Annotated in this window: 13 protein-coding genes; 3 read left to right on the forward strand and 10 right to left on the reverse strand. The window is 61.4% G+C overall.

What is annotated here, in order from left to right:
* From era to hemW, 9 genes are all read right to left on the reverse strand, one after another.
* Nucleotides 1-1,038, reverse strand: a complete 1,038-nt coding sequence (gene era, locus ACKFRX_RS09520; RefSeq protein WP_150851007.1) for a GTPase Era — start codon at nucleotides 1,036-1,038, stop codon at nucleotides 1-3.
* Nucleotides 1,039-1,308: 270 nt separating this feature from the next.
* On the reverse strand, nucleotides 1,309-2,157 hold the full coding sequence (pdxY, locus tag ACKFRX_RS09525; protein WP_005324206.1) for a pyridoxal kinase PdxY: 849 nt from the start codon (nucleotides 2,155-2,157) through the stop codon (nucleotides 1,309-1,311).
* Nucleotides 2,158-2,209: 52 nt separating this feature from the next.
* Entirely contained in the window at nucleotides 2,210-2,827 is a 618-nt protein-coding gene (gene ybeY, locus ACKFRX_RS09530) for an rRNA maturation RNase YbeY (protein WP_408927737.1), read from the reverse strand.
* Nucleotides 2,824-3,804 (reverse strand): PhoH family protein, encoded by a 981-nt coding sequence (locus ACKFRX_RS09535; RefSeq protein ID WP_040425220.1) that lies wholly within the window; start codon nucleotides 3,802-3,804, stop codon nucleotides 2,824-2,826. The genes ybeY and ACKFRX_RS09535 overlap by 4 nt, the downstream gene beginning before the upstream one ends.
* A 23-nt stretch (nucleotides 3,805-3,827) precedes the next feature.
* Nucleotides 3,828-4,586 (reverse strand): 16S rRNA (uracil(1498)-N(3))-methyltransferase, encoded by a 759-nt coding sequence (locus tag ACKFRX_RS09540; RefSeq protein ID WP_408927738.1) that lies wholly within the window; start codon nucleotides 4,584-4,586, stop codon nucleotides 3,828-3,830.
* On the reverse strand, nucleotides 4,586-5,737 hold the full coding sequence (gene dnaJ, locus ACKFRX_RS09545) for a molecular chaperone DnaJ (protein ID WP_239280659.1): 1,152 nt from the start codon (nucleotides 5,735-5,737) through the stop codon (nucleotides 4,586-4,588). The genes ACKFRX_RS09540 and dnaJ overlap by 1 nt, the downstream gene beginning before the upstream one ends.
* Nucleotides 5,738-5,806: 69 nt before the next feature.
* On the reverse strand, nucleotides 5,807-6,856 hold the full coding sequence (gene hrcA / locus ACKFRX_RS09550) for a heat-inducible transcriptional repressor HrcA (RefSeq protein ID WP_023020999.1): 1,050 nt from the start codon (nucleotides 6,854-6,856) through the stop codon (nucleotides 5,807-5,809).
* A gap of 10 nt (nucleotides 6,857-6,866) precedes the next feature.
* Nucleotides 6,867-8,039: an ATP-binding protein gene (locus ACKFRX_RS09555; protein ID WP_408927739.1), complete on the reverse strand. Its 1,173-nt coding sequence runs from the start codon at nucleotides 8,037-8,039 to the stop codon at nucleotides 6,867-6,869.
* Nucleotides 8,040-8,148: 109 nt separating this feature from the next.
* Nucleotides 8,149-9,288 carry a radical SAM family heme chaperone HemW gene (hemW, locus tag ACKFRX_RS09560; RefSeq protein ID WP_408927740.1) on the reverse strand — a complete coding sequence of 380 codons (1,140 nt, stop codon included), beginning with the start codon at nucleotides 9,286-9,288 and terminating at the stop codon, nucleotides 8,149-8,151.
* A gap of 147 nt (nucleotides 9,289-9,435) precedes the next feature.
* Here hemW and ACKFRX_RS09565 point away from each other — a divergent pair, with 147 nt between their 5' ends.
* The 3 genes from ACKFRX_RS09565 (at nucleotide 9,436) to ACKFRX_RS09575 (ending at nucleotide 12,989) form a co-directional block, all read left to right on the forward strand.
* Complete coding sequence (locus tag ACKFRX_RS09565) at nucleotides 9,436-10,830, forward strand: hemolysin family protein (protein ID WP_250410139.1); 1,395 nt, start codon at nucleotides 9,436-9,438, stop codon at nucleotides 10,828-10,830.
* Entirely contained in the window at nucleotides 10,830-11,888 is a 1,059-nt protein-coding gene (locus ACKFRX_RS09570; protein WP_005324190.1) for a CNNM domain-containing protein, read from the forward strand. The genes ACKFRX_RS09565 and ACKFRX_RS09570 overlap by 1 nt, the downstream gene beginning before the upstream one ends.
* A 228-nt stretch (nucleotides 11,889-12,116) precedes the next feature.
* Nucleotides 12,117-12,989, forward strand: a complete 873-nt coding sequence (locus ACKFRX_RS09575; RefSeq protein ID WP_250409391.1) for a hypothetical protein — start codon at nucleotides 12,117-12,119, stop codon at nucleotides 12,987-12,989.
* 221 nt (nucleotides 12,990-13,210) lie between these two features.
* On the opposite strand, the gene ACKFRX_RS09580 is transcribed toward ACKFRX_RS09575, so the two are convergent.
* Nucleotides 13,211-14,893 carry a hypothetical protein gene (locus ACKFRX_RS09580; RefSeq protein ID WP_408927741.1) on the reverse strand — a complete coding sequence of 561 codons (1,683 nt, stop codon included), beginning with the start codon at nucleotides 14,891-14,893 and terminating at the stop codon, nucleotides 13,211-13,213.
* Between the last annotated feature and the right edge of the window lie 90 nt (nucleotides 14,894-14,983).

A 14,983-nucleotide genomic window follows, 5' to 3' on the forward strand; every position in this document is an offset into this window, starting at 1 on the left:
TTAGAACCCGAGCCTACCCAGCGACTTCGGGTCAGACTGCCAATTCTTCAGCACCTTGATGCGCAGATCCAGGTACACATTGTGGCCGAGCAGCTCGATAATCTCCTTGCGGGCATTGCCCACAATGCGACGGAAGCGCAGGCCATCCTTGCCCTCAATAATGCGCTTCTGGCCTGGGCGCTCCAGGTACAAAATGGCGTGGATATCCAGCACGCCCTCACGGGTGCGCGACGGCAGCATCTCATCAACCTGCACCGCCACCGAGTGCGGCAGCTCCGCCTTCAAGCCAGACAGGGCGGCTTCACGAATGAGTTCCTCGATGCGCTTTTCCTGGCCCTCATCGGTGATGTGGTCATCCGGGTAGAACTTCGGGCCTTCCGGCAGGTGATCCACGATGACCTGCACCAGCTCATCCAGTTGCACACCCTCCTTGGAGGAAACCGGGATGACTACCGCATTCGGGTCATCCTGGGAGAGCAGCTCGTGCAGGGCCAGCAGCTGCGCGCCAACCTGATCTTTGCTGGCCTTATCCAGCTTGGTGACGATACCGATGATCGGGGTCTTTGGCGCGATGCTGCGCACGTTTTCCAGGATCCAACGGTCACCCGGGCCAATCTTTTCATCAGCCGGGATGGTCAGGCCGATTACATCCACATCGGCATAGGTGTCTTTGACTACCTCGTTGAGGCGCTCGCCCAGAAGGGTCCGCGGGCGGTGCAGGCCCGGCGTATCCACGACGATGACCTGGGCATCATCGCGGTGAACCAAGCCGCGAATGGTGTGGCGGGTGGTCTCCGGCTGGTCCGCGGTAATCGCAATCTTCTGCCCCACCAGGGCATTGGTCAGGGTGGACTTGCCGGTATTCGGACGCCCAACAAAGGATACGAAACCCGAGCGGAATCCCTCCGGGGTATCGGTGTATTGCGAATAATCAAGCGGGGCTGCCGTATTCTCGGCGCCTTCCGGCACGGCATCATCGGGGTCTTCTGGCAGGCCCTCGAATGCCGCATCAAACTGTGCATCAAAATCAGAACTCATTACCCGCAATAATAGCCCACGGAGTCAAGATCTCCGATTAGTTCTGATGCTTCTTTGCTGCTGTGTTGGGGGTTGGGACCTTGGGGTGGGCGTAGGTGCGGGTGCTTGAGGAAGCTGAGGAGAAAAGTCGAAAGAGATCAGGCTGAATTGAGGGCGAAAAGGCCGATCTGAGGGGTAATTTTCCTCAGATCGGCCCGATCAGAATGGACCTAACTTTAGGAGGCCCAATTTAACGGGATCCCACGCGCGAGAACGGGGGCCGCGCAGGGTTTAGAGCTCCTCGGCGCTGAATTGCATGCGCGGGTGCGCAAAGACGTCCTGGGACTGGATGAGCTGGAGCTCGGAGGTCTCAGCCTCGTAGGTGTTTTCTAGCAGGTCATACACGGAAGAGGCGGTGCGGCGCAGGGACTCCTTGACGTCGCTGGTCTCGGTGTAGTGGCCGGTAAACAGGGCGGCGGTTACGTCGCCGGAGCCGTTGCGCTTGAACGGCAGCAGCGGCGTGGATACGAGGAAGGCGCGGTCGCCGTCGACGGCAAGCATCTCAATCTGGTCGTCGGCAGTCTCGGGGCGCTTAACGGAGGTCACCAGCACGGTCTTTGGGCCGATTTCCTGCGCCTTCTTTACTGCGGCGAGGGTCTGATCAAGTGTGCCGACCTCGGAATCGGTGAGGTAGCCCAGCTCAAACTGGTTGGGGGTGATGATATCGGCGACGGGCACGACTCGGTCGCGCAAAAGCGGCGGGATCTCATCGGAGACGAAGCAGCCGGACTTGGCATTGCCCATTACAGGGTCGCAGGCGTAGAGGGCCTTGGGGTTGGCAGCCTTGATGCGGCGGACGGTTTCCACGATGGCGTCGGCAATGTCGGCGCCGCCCTGGTAGCCCGAAAGGATGGCGTCGATCTGCGGGAAGGCGCCGCGCTTTTCAATGCCGTCGATGATGGAAGTAACGTCGCTGGCTGGAATCATCGGTCCGCCCCAGTCGCCATAGCCGGTGTGGTTGGAGAAATTCACCGTGTGAACCGGCCATACCTCATGGCCGGCGCGCTGCAGGGGAAAGACGGCCGCGGAGTTGCCAACGTGGCCGTAGGTGACGTGGGACTGGATGGAAAGGATAGTCATAGCTACCCATTGTGCTACGCGTCTTATGTGCCCACAAAAGAAAAAGGAAAAATTATTCCTCCGGGCGGTCCAGCGGCTCCCCTACCGCAGGGATTCCGCCGCCGGGAACCTGCTTGTCCAGATTGGCGCGCTCGGCGGCGTCAGGAAAAGCCTTCGGACCAGAAGGCTTGGGCTGATAGGAAACGCCACGCTCGGCTACATCGTCGTACCAATCCGCGAGCAGCTCGTTTTGCCGGCCGAACATTTCCTTCTCCTCCGCCGGAGTGGAGTGGTCATAACCCAAAAGGTGCAGGCAACCATGGACGGTAAGCAGCGCCAGCTCGTGGCCTAGGGAATGGCCGGCGGCCTCCGCCTGGCGCAGGGCAAACTCGGGGCACAGTACGATATCGCCCAGCATGGCCGGGCCCGGGTCGGCGGCATCGGGGCGGCCGCCACCGGCGATGGCGCCAGGGGTGAGCTCATCCATGGGAAAGCTCATAACATCGGTGGGGCCTTCCAGATCCATCCAGCGCACGTGGAGATCCTCGATGGTCTTCAAATCCACACAGGTGATGGTGCACTCGGCATCGGGGTTGATGTCCATCGCGCCGAAGGCATAAGAGGCGACGTCAATCAGCATCTCCTCGTTGACGCCTTCGAAGCCGGATTCATTGAGAAACTCGATACTCATTCCATTTCCTCGTATTCTGCGGCTTTCTTATTATCAAAGGTCTCATAGGCATTGACGATGCGCCCGACCAGTTGGTGGCGCACCACGTCTTTAGAGCCCAAGTCCGCAAAGTGGATATCGTCCACGTTGCGCAGGATGCGGCGCACGATGCGCAGGCCAGAGACCTGACCATGCGGAAGGTCTACCTGCGAGATATCGCCGGTGACCACAATTTTGGAGCCAAAGCCCAGGCGGGTGAGGAACATCTTCATCTGCGCGGGCGTGGTGTTTTGGGCCTCGTCAAGGATGACAAAGGCATCATTGAGCGTTCGGCCGCGCATATAGGCCAGCGGGGCGACCTCGATGATGCCGGCTTCCATGAGCTTAGGAATCATTTCTGGGTCGAGCATGTCCCGCAGGGCGTCATAGAGCGGGCGCAGGTACGGGTCAATCTTGTCATTGAGCGTGCCCGGCAAGAAGCCGAGCTTCTCCCCTGCCTCCACGGCCGGGCGGGTGAGGATAATGCGCGAGACCTGCTTGGTCTGCAGGGCCTGCACGGCCTTGGCCACCGCCAGGTAGGTCTTGCCAGAACCGGCCGGGCCGATGCCAAAGACCACCGTATTATCGTCGATAGCCTGCACGTATTCAGACTGCCCCACCGTCTTCGGGCGGACGGCCTTGCCGCGGCGCTTAACGATGTCCGCCGCCAGCGCCGCCGAGACCGACTGCGGCGCCTCCACGGCCACCATGTCCATGGTGTGCTTGACCGTATCGGTGGACACGGCGTGGCCGCGGCGGGCGATGGCCTCGAGCTCATCGAGGATCTTGGCGGCACGGGCCACTTCATAATCGGGACCGGTGACGGTGACGACATTGCCGCGGGCAAAAAGGTCCGCATCCAGGCGGTTATTGAGCACGCGCAGGTTATCGTCCGCGCTACCCAGCACGCTGCTGACGTAGGCGGAATCTAGCTCACATTTCTTCGTGATGATAGGCACGTGCTTTAGGCTACCAGCGCCTGCTACCAACGCTCGGTGCGCATGCCGATTGCCGCGAGCGCCACCATCGCCGCACTCGCCGTGCGCAGCACTTCCGGGCCGAGCTTGATGGGTGTGGCGCCGGCTTCTTTGAGGCGATCGAGCTCGGCCTCGCCAATGCCGCCCTCGGGGCCGACGAGCAGGACGACGTCGTCTGTGAGCGGCACGTCCTTGATGGAGACGGTTGCTTCCTCGTGCAACACGAGCACAGTGGGGGCGTTGGAGGAAGCGCCGTCGCGGCCACCGGTGAGCTCTTGAACTAGCTGCGGGGTGGTCAGCGGACCGCGCACCTGGGGGATGCGGGCGCGGCGGGATTGCTTGGCCGCGGAATCGGCGGCTGCCTGCCACTTGGCCACCGCCTTCGGGGCCTTCTTGCCGTCCCATTTAGCCACGCAACGGTCTGCCTGCCAGGCGATGATCTCGTCGGCGCCGGCTTGGGTGGCGAGATCCACGGCGAGCTCGGCACGCTCGGACTTCGGGATGGCCTGCACCACGCTCACCCGCGGGGCGGGATCGGGCGCGGTGTCGATGGATTCGACCGTGCCCTCCAAGGAGTCCTTGCCCGAGGTAGCGGTAATGGTGAGGGTAAGGCGGGTACCGGTGCCGTCGATAAGCTCGAGGCGCTCGCCCTCCCCCATGCGCTTGACCGTCACGGCATGGCGGGCCTCCGGGCCGGAAAAGCTGAAGGCCTCGCCGGTGCGCGCGGCGGAAAGGTCCGGGTGGATGAAGACAGGCAGCGACATTAGCGGCGGAACTTATCGCGGATGCGGCTGAAGAAGGATTCCTCCTGGCCGTCGCCGGTGGTGCGCACGCGCGCGCCCTCGTCGCGGGAGTTGCGGATCTTCTCCAGGGACTCGCGGGTCTTGCGGTCCAGGTCCTTCGGCACAACGACGTCCACGTGGGCAAAGAGGTTGCCGTAGCCATCGGTGCGCAGGCGCGGCATGCCGGCGCCGTCGACCTTGATGGACTCGCCCGGCTGGGTGCCCGGCTCGATGTCGATGGTGAGCTCTTCGCCATTGAGCTGGTCGATGGTGAAGTTGGTGCCCAAGGCGGCGTCAATCATCGGCACGCGCACGGTGAGGTTCAGGTCATCGGCGTTGCGCTGGAATACGGGGTGCTCCTCCGTGTGGACCTCGACGTAGAGGTCGCCGGCGGGGCCGCCGCCGTGGCCAACTTCGCCCTGGGAGGCCATGCGGATGCGCATGCCGTCATTGATGCCGGCCGGGATATTCACAGTGAGGTCGCGGCGCTTCTTCACGCGGCCGTCGCCGGCGCAGTGGTTGCACGGATCGGTAATGACCTCGCCGAAGCCCTGGCACTTCGGGCACGGGCGGGTGGTCATGACGTTGCCCAGGAAGCTGCGCTGCATCTCCTGGATTTCACCCATGCCATTGCAGTTATCACAGGTAACCGGCTTGGCCTTGGACTCGGAGCCGGTACCGCCGCAGCTATCGCACAGCACCGCGGTATCCACGGTGACCTTCTTCTTCAGGCCGGTGTAGGCCTCCTCCAGGGTGATGCGGGTGCGCAGCAGGGCATCGTTGCCCGGCTGGACGCGGGACTTCGGGCCGCGGGAACCGCCGGCACCGCCGCCGAAGAATTCGGCGAAGATATCGCCGAGGCCGCCGCCTCCGAAGCCGCCAAAGCCGCCGGCGCCGGCACCGCCGCCGCCCTGTTCCATGGGGTCGCCGCCCATGTCCACGATCTGGCGCTTTTGCGGATCCAGCAGGACCTCCTGGGCCAGCGCGGCATCGCGGAACTTTTCCGCGGCGGCTTCATCATCCGGGTTCAGATCCGGGTGATACTTGCGGGCCATTTTGCGGTAGGCCTTCTTAATCTCCTGGTCAGTTGCGTTTTTATCAACACCGAGGATGCCGTAATAGTCACGAGCCACTGTAAGAGATATTCCTTCTAATTCGTCTTGTTGGGGTTAACTTGAAAAAATAATGCGCGGCCAGCCAGTTTACTCGCACTGTTCGCCGGCCAAAATTTCGCTCACATACCGTGCAACGGCAGAGACCTTAGAAATTGTTCCCGAGTAATCCATAAAGGTAGGCCCCACCACGCCAAGGCCGCCCAGCGTGGCCACCTCATCGCCGGTGCCCAGTCCGTAGCCCGTGGCCACCACGGAGGCTTGGCGCAGCTGGTCTTCCTCGTTTTCCTCACCGATAACCACGGAGACGTTGCCCAAATCGGGCACGCGGGCGAGCAGCTTGAGGACGACGACCTGCTCTTCTAGTGCCTCAATAATCTTGGGCAGACCTTCCGGAAACTCGCGCGCCACGCGCGTGAGGTTGGAGGCGCCGGCCATAATCAGCCGGTCGGAGGGCTGCTCCACCAGGGTCTCGATGAGCGTGGTGGCCACCTTGAGCACGTGGTGGCGGATATCCAAGGGGGCGTCATCGACGAGGTGGGCAAGTTCCACGGAGGCGTCGCTAAGCGTCTTGCCCACCAGCGCACTATTGACGATGTCGCGCAGGCGGAAGGTCTGGTCTTGGTCGATGATTTCATCGAGCTCCACATTGCGCTGGTCCACGCGGCCGTTATCGGTGATAAGCACCAGCAGAAGGCGCACCGGGGATAGCGCCACTACCTCACAGTGCTTAACACGCGAGACCTTGAGGTTGGGCAGCTGGACGACGGCCGCCTGCTTTGTTACCTGCGCCAATAACTGCACCGAGCGGCGCAGCACGTCCTCCAAGTCGACGCCGCCTTCCAAGAAGTTGAGCATCGCGCGGCGCTCCGGGGCCGAAAGGGGCTTGACCTCGTGGAGGGAATCGACAAAGTGGCGGTAGCCCTGCTGGGTGGGCACGCGGCCTGAGCTGGCGTGCTGCTGGGAGATAAGACCCTGGGATTCGAGCACGGCCATGTCATTGCGGATGGTGGCCGAGGAAACTCCCAGCTGGTAGCGCTCCAGCAGCGACTTAGAGCCGACCGGCTCCTGGGAGGCAATATAGTCCGCCACGATGGCGCGCAGGACTTCCTTGCGGCGGGCATCGGTTGAGGTAGACACTATGGCGCTCCTATTCGCTTCGGCGAATGATAAATTCTTTAAAGTTCGGGACGGTGTACCTGACTTTACCGTGCTCAGTGGAATAAATGAGACCTTTGTTTATGAGCTTAGCCCGAACCGGACCAAGAGCTTTATTATCCTTCCCCAGACGTTCACCGATTTCTTTCGTTTCCGCTGAACCATCGCCTAAGGCTGCCATGGCACTGAGATAGTCTCTTTCAGCTGGCGTAGCTCGATCCCAGCGAGCTTGGAAGAAGCCTGCGTCTAGTTGCTTTGTTCCCAAGCGAGCGGCCTGCCTTGCATCCGCAATGGTAAACGGTGAGATTTCGCCTACCTTCCAAATTTGGGATCCAAACTCCTGTAAAAAGTACGGATACTGTCCACTTGCCTCCGCAAGAAAATCCAGAGCGTCATCTTCGAATTCCACGTCTTGGCGCTCAGCGGGTGCAGATAGAGCTTTGCGCGCCGAATGCAAGCCAAGGCGGTCAATGGTGTGTACCTCGAACATTCGCTCCGCATAGGAGCGGGACCGTGCAACTTTGCCAGGCAGACTCGGAAGACCAGCGCCGATAATATAAAAGGGTAACCGGTTTTGCCCAGCCTCATGCTGTGCCGAAATTAATGCCTCCAGCATTTCCTCATCGAGATCTTGCATTTCATCGATGAAGAATGCCAGGGCCTTGCCCTCCTTTGCCAGCGTTTCGGCCACAGCAGAGGTTACGTCCTGCAGGTCGAGCTCGAGGTTTCCGGTAGCAGGAGCTAAATCCTTAGCCTCCACCCCTAGGTTGAATGCTCCGTCTCCCAGGGAAAGATGAAATGAGGCAACTGCACGAGACAGCGCCAAAGCGCTTTCTTTAACCAACGCCTTTGCACGATAACGCAGCGAAGCCTTGGCCAGTCCGTTGGCAATTGCCCGACGTACGCTTTCTGCCCCGCGTGCCCCCGGCGAAGCTTCAACTTTTACCGTGAGCCAGTCACACTTATCGGCCCGTGATTTCAATTGGTTCAAAAGGACCGTCTTGCCGACTCCACGAAGGCCAATGAGCAACATCGGGCGGCCAAGCAAATTGTTTTCTGCACGCTTAATCAAGTTGTCAAAAGCTTGTAGATCCCTGTCGCGCCCGGTGAGGACTGTAGGGGCAAGTCCCGAACCGGGCGTATACGGATTTAGTGCATCGTCCATATCAAAAGACTAACAAGAAAATAGCGGAATAACAGGTTTCTCATCGACTGAGTCAAAACTAACTGGTTTGGTTTCTACTGGACTAAGTCTAAAGGTCTGGGAACGAGGATTAGGTTTCTTCGGCGACGAGGAGATCGGTGATGATGCCATCGGCTAGCAGGCGGCCGGGCTTGGTGATGCGTACGCGATCGTCGGCGCGCTCGAGCAGGCCGCGGCCGATAAAGCGCTCGAGGGCGGGGGCGGCGTGGGCATCGAGCCAGGCCTCCGGGATGCCCTCGCGCAGGCGCAGGCCGAGCATGATTTTCTCCATGTGGCGGTCGGCGTCGGTAAGCGTCTCGGTTTCTTTGATGGGCAGCTCGTCGCGGCCGAGGGCATCGATATAACGCGAGGGGTGCTTGACGTTAAAAAAGCGCTCATTGCCCAAATGCGAGTGGGCTCCTGGGCCGGCACCCCACCAATTGCCGTCTACCCAGTAGATGCGGTTGTGCTCGCACTCGCCGCCGGGCTTGGACCAGTTGGAGACCTCGTACCACTCGAAGCCTTCCGCTTCGAGGGTGGAGGAAATCATCTCATAGCGCCGCGCCAGCACGTCCTCATCGGGGGCGGGCAGGATACCTTTATTGACCTTGCGCGCCATGCGGGTGCCGTCTTCTACGATGAGCGAATAAGCACTGACGTGGTCTACGCCGGTTTCTAGCACTCGGTCCAAGGTCTCGCGCACATTGTCATCGGTTTCGGTGGGCGTGCCGTAGATCATGTCGAGGTTGACGTGCTCGAAGCCGGCGGCGCGGGCCTCGCGGGCGGCGGCAAAGGCGCGGCCGGGGGTATGGGCGCGCTCGAGGACCTGGAGAACGCCCGGGGACGCTGACTGCATGCCGAGGCTGATGCGGGTATAGCCGGCGTCGGCAAGCTGGGCAAAATACTCCGGTGAGGTGGACTCCGGGTTGGATTCGGTGGTGACCTCCGCCCCAGGTTCCAGGCCGAAGGTGGAACGGACGGTGTTCAGGATGCGGCTCAGGCCCTGCCCGCCCAGCAGCGAAGGCGTGCCGCCGCCAATGAAGACGGTCTCGGCCGGGCGGCCCACGCGCGCGGCCGCCAACTCCAGCTCGCGGTCCAAGGCATCCAGGTAGGGCCCAGTGAGATCACGCGGGCTGCCAAGCTCGCCCGGGGTATAGGTATTGAAATCGCAATACCCGCAACGAGTGGCACAGAAAGGAACGTGGATATACAGCCCGAAGGGTTCAGTCATGGATAAAACCCTAATAGGCCAGGAACAAAATGGCCGAAAGCGGGGTTGAGCATGTAGTATGTTTCCATCTTCCCAAGTAGAAAGGCACCCTCAGTGGAACCTCCGAGTCGATGTCCCTACCTCCTTCTAGGCGGTGGGGAGTAAATCATGTTATCGGCTATTTTGATGATTCTGGCCGGCTTCGTAGTCATTGGCCTCATCATCGTCGCGAACGCATACTTCGTGGCCCAAGAATTTTCCTTTATGTCCGTGGACCGCACGCAGCTGCGGACCCAGGCTGCTGAGGGGGATAAGACAGCCCAACGCGCGCTGGCTATTACCCAGCAGACCTCCTTCATGCTCTCGGGCGCGCAGCTCGGTATTACGATTACCGGCCTGCTCATCGGCTATGTGGCCGAGCCGCTCGTGGGCCAAGGACTGGGTACGTTGCTCGGCGGCGTCGGCGTTCCGTCCGCGGTATCAGTCACCGTTGGTACCATCGCGGCACTTTTCATCTCCACGATTGCGACGATGCTTTTTGCGGAGCTCTTCCCCAAGAACTACACCATCGCCGCACCGATGAAGACGGCGCGCTGGCTGGCCGCCTCCACGCAGCTTTACCTGCGGCTATTTGGCTGGCTCATCCACTTCTTCGAGTACTCTTCCAATGCCATCCTTAAGGTCTTTGGCATCGAACCGGTAGAAGACGTGGACTCCTCCGCCACCGCCGATGACTTGGAATCCATCGTGGATTCCTCCCACGAGGCTGGCGATCTGGATGAAAATACCTACATGGTGCTAGACCGCCTGCTGGACTTCCCCGAGCACGACGTGGAGCACGCCATGATTCCGCGCTCCCGCGTGGACGTCATTGACCCGGACACCACCCTCGGTGAGGTCCGCGAGATGATGTCTACCGACCACACGCGCTACCCCGTCATCGACGATGAGCACAATCCAATCGGCGTGGTGCATCTTATCGACGTCCTGGGAAGCGACCTGCCCGCCGCCACCAAGGCCACCGGCATCATGCAAGAGGCCGTCGTGGTCCCTGAGTTGATGCCGCTGCCGGATGTGGTGGAAGAGCTGCGCGATAGCGACCAGAAGATGGCGTGCGTGATCGATGAGTACGGCGGCTTCGTGGGCATCGTGACCATGGAGGACTTGGCCGAGGAAATCTTGGGCGATGTCACCGATGAGCACGATATCGAAGAAACCGAGGAAATCACCGAGCAGGACGAATCCCACTGGTTGGTCGACGGCGATACGCCGATTGATGAGATTGAGCGCGCCATCGGCCACGACCTGCCTGAGGGCGACTTTGAGACTGTCGCCGGCCTCGTCATTGCCCACTCCGGTGCGCTGCCTGAGGTAGGCGAGGAACACACCATCCAGCTCGAGGCCGAACCCGATGACTGGGTTGACCACGATGAAGCACCCGTCCGCTCCCTCCGCCTGCGCGTGCAAGAGGTGGACCGCCACGTACCGTCCGTGCTCGCCATCGAGTTGGTGGAGGATTACTCCGACCACTCCGATGATGCCGATAAGAAGGAGGATGCATAATGACCGAATCGTGGTGGTTTAACCTCCTCGTTACCCTCCTTATCATCGCCGCTTCCGGCTTCTTTGTGATTATCGAGTTCTCCTTGATGGGCGCTCGCCGCAACCGTTTGGAAGAAGATGCGGAAAACTCCCGCACCGCCCGCGCCGGCCTGCGCTCGCTCAATGAGCTGACCATCATGCTCGCCGGCGCGCAGCTGGGCATTACCGCCGCCACCTTTGTGCTAGGCGCTGTGACCAAGCCCTGGGTGCACCACCTGCTCATGGCACCGCTGGAGGCCGCGGGCCTGCCGCTGGGCATTGCCGACGTCGTCAGCTTCCTCCTTGCCCTCTTCATCGTCACCTTCCTCCACCTCGTACTCGGTGAGATGGCGCCGAAGTCTTGGGCCATTACCCACCCGGAGACCGCCCTGCAGTTCATCGCGGTCCCCGCACGTGGCTTCGTGTGGATCTTCCGCCCGCTGCTGAAGTGGATCAACGTCATGGCCAACAAAATGGTGTCCCTGGCCGGCGAAGAGCCCGTCGACCGCGCCGGTGCGGCCGGATACGACGCCGAAACCCTGCGCACCTTGGTCGAGCACTCCCGCGAGACCGGTGCTCTGGATGATGAGTCTGCCAACCAGATTTCTGATGTCATCGAGTTGGAAAACTCCACTGTGGGCGCCATGGCCCGCGAGCACGGCTCTGAGGTAGTGCCCCTGCCTTCCGACGCCACCGTGGAGGACCTCCAAGACCTCGTCGTACGCAAGAACATCATGCGCGTGCTGGTCTTCCCTAAGGACTCCCGCGTCCCCCGCGTGGTCCACGTGCGCGATACCCTGCTGGCCGAGCCGGAGACTCCGGTACTCGAGTTCTCCCGCCCTGCCCTGTCCGTGTCTTCTTCCACCACCGTGCAAAAGACTCTGGACCATATGCGCGCTCGCAACGAGCAGCTTGTCATGGTGGGCAAGGCTGATAAAGACAACGCCGTGTGGATCCTCACCTGGGACGACATTATGGGCCAACTATGGCCGCAGATTACCGAGCAGCTAGATAAGGTCACCCCTCCCCCAGCCGTCTAGTTCCTGCCGCGACCTCGCCCGCGCCCGTGCCCGCTTCATTGTGGCCGGCGCGGGCTTTGTCGTTTTTGCTCCCACGCGCAAGGGATGTTGCCCCCGACTGTGGATAACTGTGGCCGTAACTTTCCCAGCCGCCACTTCGCTCACTCGCCTTTCCCCGCGTCGTTGTTATCCACAGGCCCGGCCGCCACCTCCTCGCGCCGGCCGGCGGCGTGTCCTTGCCTAGGAGGCATGACACCACCACTGACCAATATCGACTCCATCCGCACCAACCACCCCACCTTTTGGACCGACCTGAAAAACGGCACCTACCTCAAACTCGCACCACGCATCGCCGTCCGGCGCGATCACTACCACTGCCTCGACTTCCCCTCCCAGCTGCGCCTGTGCGCCATCGCCGCCGCCCGCAGCGCCTATACCGCGGTACTCATCTCCAAGTCCGCCGCCCGCGTCCACGGGCTGTGGGTCATCGCCACGGCCGAGGAAAAGATTGAAATGGCCCTTCCCACCAATACGCTTCCCCACAAGGACCGCCGCCATCCCGAGCGCATCTACCGCAAGGCTTTACTTCCCGAGCCCATCCTCGTGGACGGCACCCGCTGCGTTTCCAAGGCCCGCGCGGTTATCGACGTCGCCCGCTACCACGGCTTCACCGACGGCCTCATCGCCGCCGACTCGGCTTTGCGCTCCGGCCTGAGCCGAGAAGACCTCAAGGAAGAGTTCGCCCGCATGGGCCGGGTGCGCAATAGCCGCATCGTCCGCGCCGTAATCCACCACGCCTCTTCCCTTTCCCGCTCTCCTTACGAGTCTTTCGCCCGCGCCCTCCTCATTGAGGCCGATTTCCCCTGGCCCATGTTCTTCGAGGCGCCGTTCACCGCGCTGCCTGGCATCACAACCGCCCTATGCATCAACAGCGCCTACCTCATCGACATCATCCCTGCGAAGGCACTTCCCCATCAGCGTGAGCGCCACCGACGTCTGCGCGAGGCCGGCTTCACCGTCCTCTGCTATACCCCGCGACAGCTCATCGACCACCCCACTCGCTTCCTGACCGACCTCATTTCCACCATCTCCGCCAGACAAGAGGCCGCCCGTTCTGCCTAAGTCCACGCTTCCTGCCTCCCGCCTTCCGCTACCCCGCCCTTCGCGCTCACCAGCGGCGCTTTCGCCGCGGAATCCACTGCGCCGGTGAGCGCGAAGGGAGGCCGATGGCGAATGCCTCGCAAGAGAACCCACCGAGACTTCGCCGCAATAAGAAAGAACCTCCGCGAGCATATGCTCGCGGAGGTTCCAATGACTCCAGCTACTGCCTCAACGGGAAGGTCTTACTGGTTGATGCGCCATGGGACGCTGTTCTTCGGCAGCATGCCGTGGGTGTAGAGGTAGTCAATGGTGGACAGGATGCCCAGCACAGTGCCGCCACCTACGAGTGCAGCCAGGAAGGAGAACCCTGCGACGGAAGACATGTCTGCGTCCTTGCCGTCCTTACCGTTGATGCCATCGCGGCCGTCACGCCCGTCGCGACCGTCTCGGCCATCACGTCCGTCTCGGCCATCGCGACCATCCTGGCCATCTTCGCCGTCGCGGCCGTCCTTACCGTCTTGGCCATCTTCGCCGTCGCGGCCGTCCTTACCGTCCTGGCCATCCTCGCCATCGCGGCCGTCACGACCATCGCGGCCATCGCGGCCGTTCTCGCCATCCTTACCGTCACGGCCATCGCGACCGTCGCGGCCATCCTGGCCATCCTTGCCATCTACGCCATCCTGGCCGTCCTTACCGTCCTGGCCGTCTTTGCCCGGAACGACCGCAGCTTCGGTAGTGGAAGGCTCGGTGGATTCCTCAGAAGTCGGCTCTTCAGCGGAAGTTTCTTCAGCGGAGGTCTCCTCGGTGGAGGTCTCTTCTGCGGACTCGGATGGAGTGGTCTCCTCAGAGGTAGCATCCTCAGAAGCCGGAGCCTCGGAAGTGGTCTCCTCAGAAGAAGGCTCCTCGGAAGGGCTCTCCTCGGCAGGCTGGTCCTTGGTCTTCTTGCCGTTGAGCATATCGGAGCACAGCTGGCCGGCTGGGGCGTTGACGGCCGCGAGATCGGAAGCTGCGGTGGAGATGTTATTCAGGGAGTCTTCGATGCTCTTCTGCTGGTCCTTGCTCAGCTTCAGGTCGCCGGCGACGCTCGCACCTGGAACCAGGCCGGCGATGGTAACGGCTGCATTAAAGAGCTTCAAGATAACCTTGGTGCCCTTGCCAAAGGCGCCGTCGGCGAACTTAAGCAGGCCGGAGACGGTCTTCTTAGCACCATCCGGGTTGTTCATATCAACGTCGGCATCGGCGTTATCGATACGGCCGATGGCCATACCCTGGGCGCGGGAGAGATCCCAGGTAACGGTCTTGTCCTTCTCGCCTTCCTTGACCAGCTTGGCAATGCCGTCCCAGGTCTTACCGGAAATCTTATCGATGAAATCAGCCGGAACGAGGTCGCCGACAACCGGGATGATCTCCCAGACGGTCTTGAGGATCTTTTCGCCGCCATCGTAGAAGGCCTTAGCCAGCGCAAGCTTGAGGTCGAGCATGTTGCCTTCCTTGTCAGGGGCATCAGTGACCTCGCAGACGAGCTTGTCCTTCTGCTCATCCTTGACCACCTTGACGTTGACGTCGCCGTTGGAGGCCTCAGTCTGTGCGAGTTCCTCGAGGCTGGTTGGCTTTGCAGACTCCTCAGAAGCCGGAGCCTCGGCGGTCTCCTCCGCGCCGTCTACTGCGTACGGGGTGATGGACTCGGCGGCGTCTTCTTCTGCGTCGAGTTCTTCCATCGCCTTATCGCCGGCGTTGTTTTCCTCGAGCAGCTTGCCGTTCTCATCGAATTCGATCCCGTTGAGGCTAACGGTATCGTCGGTGGTCTTTTCCTCGACAAAGGTGGTGTCGTCGGCGGCGACGGCGTTAGGCACAACAGTGATGGAAGAGAAGGTGGCTACGGCCACTGCGCTGGCAATGAGGCGAGAAGTTCGGCGTGCGCCCATGGTTTAACTCCCTGTAGATGTGGTTAAAGAATGTGATTGCGCGCGCCGCGTGTGGATGCTGCTAGGTCACGGCGTTCGCTTGGACGGGAA

The sequence above is a fragment of the Corynebacterium tuberculostearicum genome (assembly GCF_046097465.1).
In the GTDB taxonomy this organism is placed as follows: domain Bacteria; phylum Actinomycetota; class Actinomycetes; order Mycobacteriales; family Mycobacteriaceae; genus Corynebacterium; species Corynebacterium tuberculostearicum_I.

What these genes read in the sequence shown, in the direction of transcription:
- era (WP_150851007.1), bottom strand. Translation starts at nt 1,038, where the DNA reads ATGAGTTCTGATTTTGATGCACAGTTTGATGCGGCATTCGAGGGCCTG.
- pdxY (WP_005324206.1), bottom strand. Translation starts at nt 2,157, where the DNA reads ATGACTATCCTTTCCATCCAGTCCCACGTCACCTACGGCCACGTTGGC.
- ybeY (WP_408927737.1), bottom strand. Translation starts at nt 2,827, where the DNA reads ATGAGTATCGAGTTTCTCAATGAATCCGGCTTCGAAGGCGTCAACGAG.
- ACKFRX_RS09540 (WP_408927738.1), bottom strand. Translation starts at nt 4,586, where the DNA reads ATGTCGCTGCCTGTCTTCATCCACCCGGACCTTTCCGCCGCGCGCACC.
- ACKFRX_RS09555 (WP_408927739.1), bottom strand. Translation starts at nt 8,039, where the DNA reads ATGGACGATGCACTAAATCCGTATACGCCCGGTTCGGGACTTGCCCCT.
- hemW (WP_408927740.1), bottom strand. Translation starts at nt 9,288, where the DNA reads ATGACTGAACCCTTCGGGCTGTATATCCACGTTCCTTTCTGTGCCACT.
- ACKFRX_RS09565 (WP_250410139.1), top strand. Translation starts at nt 9,436, where the DNA reads ATGTTATCGGCTATTTTGATGATTCTGGCCGGCTTCGTAGTCATTGGC.
- ACKFRX_RS09570 (WP_005324190.1), top strand. Translation starts at nt 10,830, where the DNA reads ATGACCGAATCGTGGTGGTTTAACCTCCTCGTTACCCTCCTTATCATC.
- ACKFRX_RS09575 (WP_250409391.1), top strand. Translation starts at nt 12,117, where the DNA reads ATGACACCACCACTGACCAATATCGACTCCATCCGCACCAACCACCCC.
- ACKFRX_RS09580 (WP_408927741.1), bottom strand. Translation starts at nt 14,893, where the DNA reads ATGGGCGCACGCCGAACTTCTCGCCTCATTGCCAGCGCAGTGGCCGTA.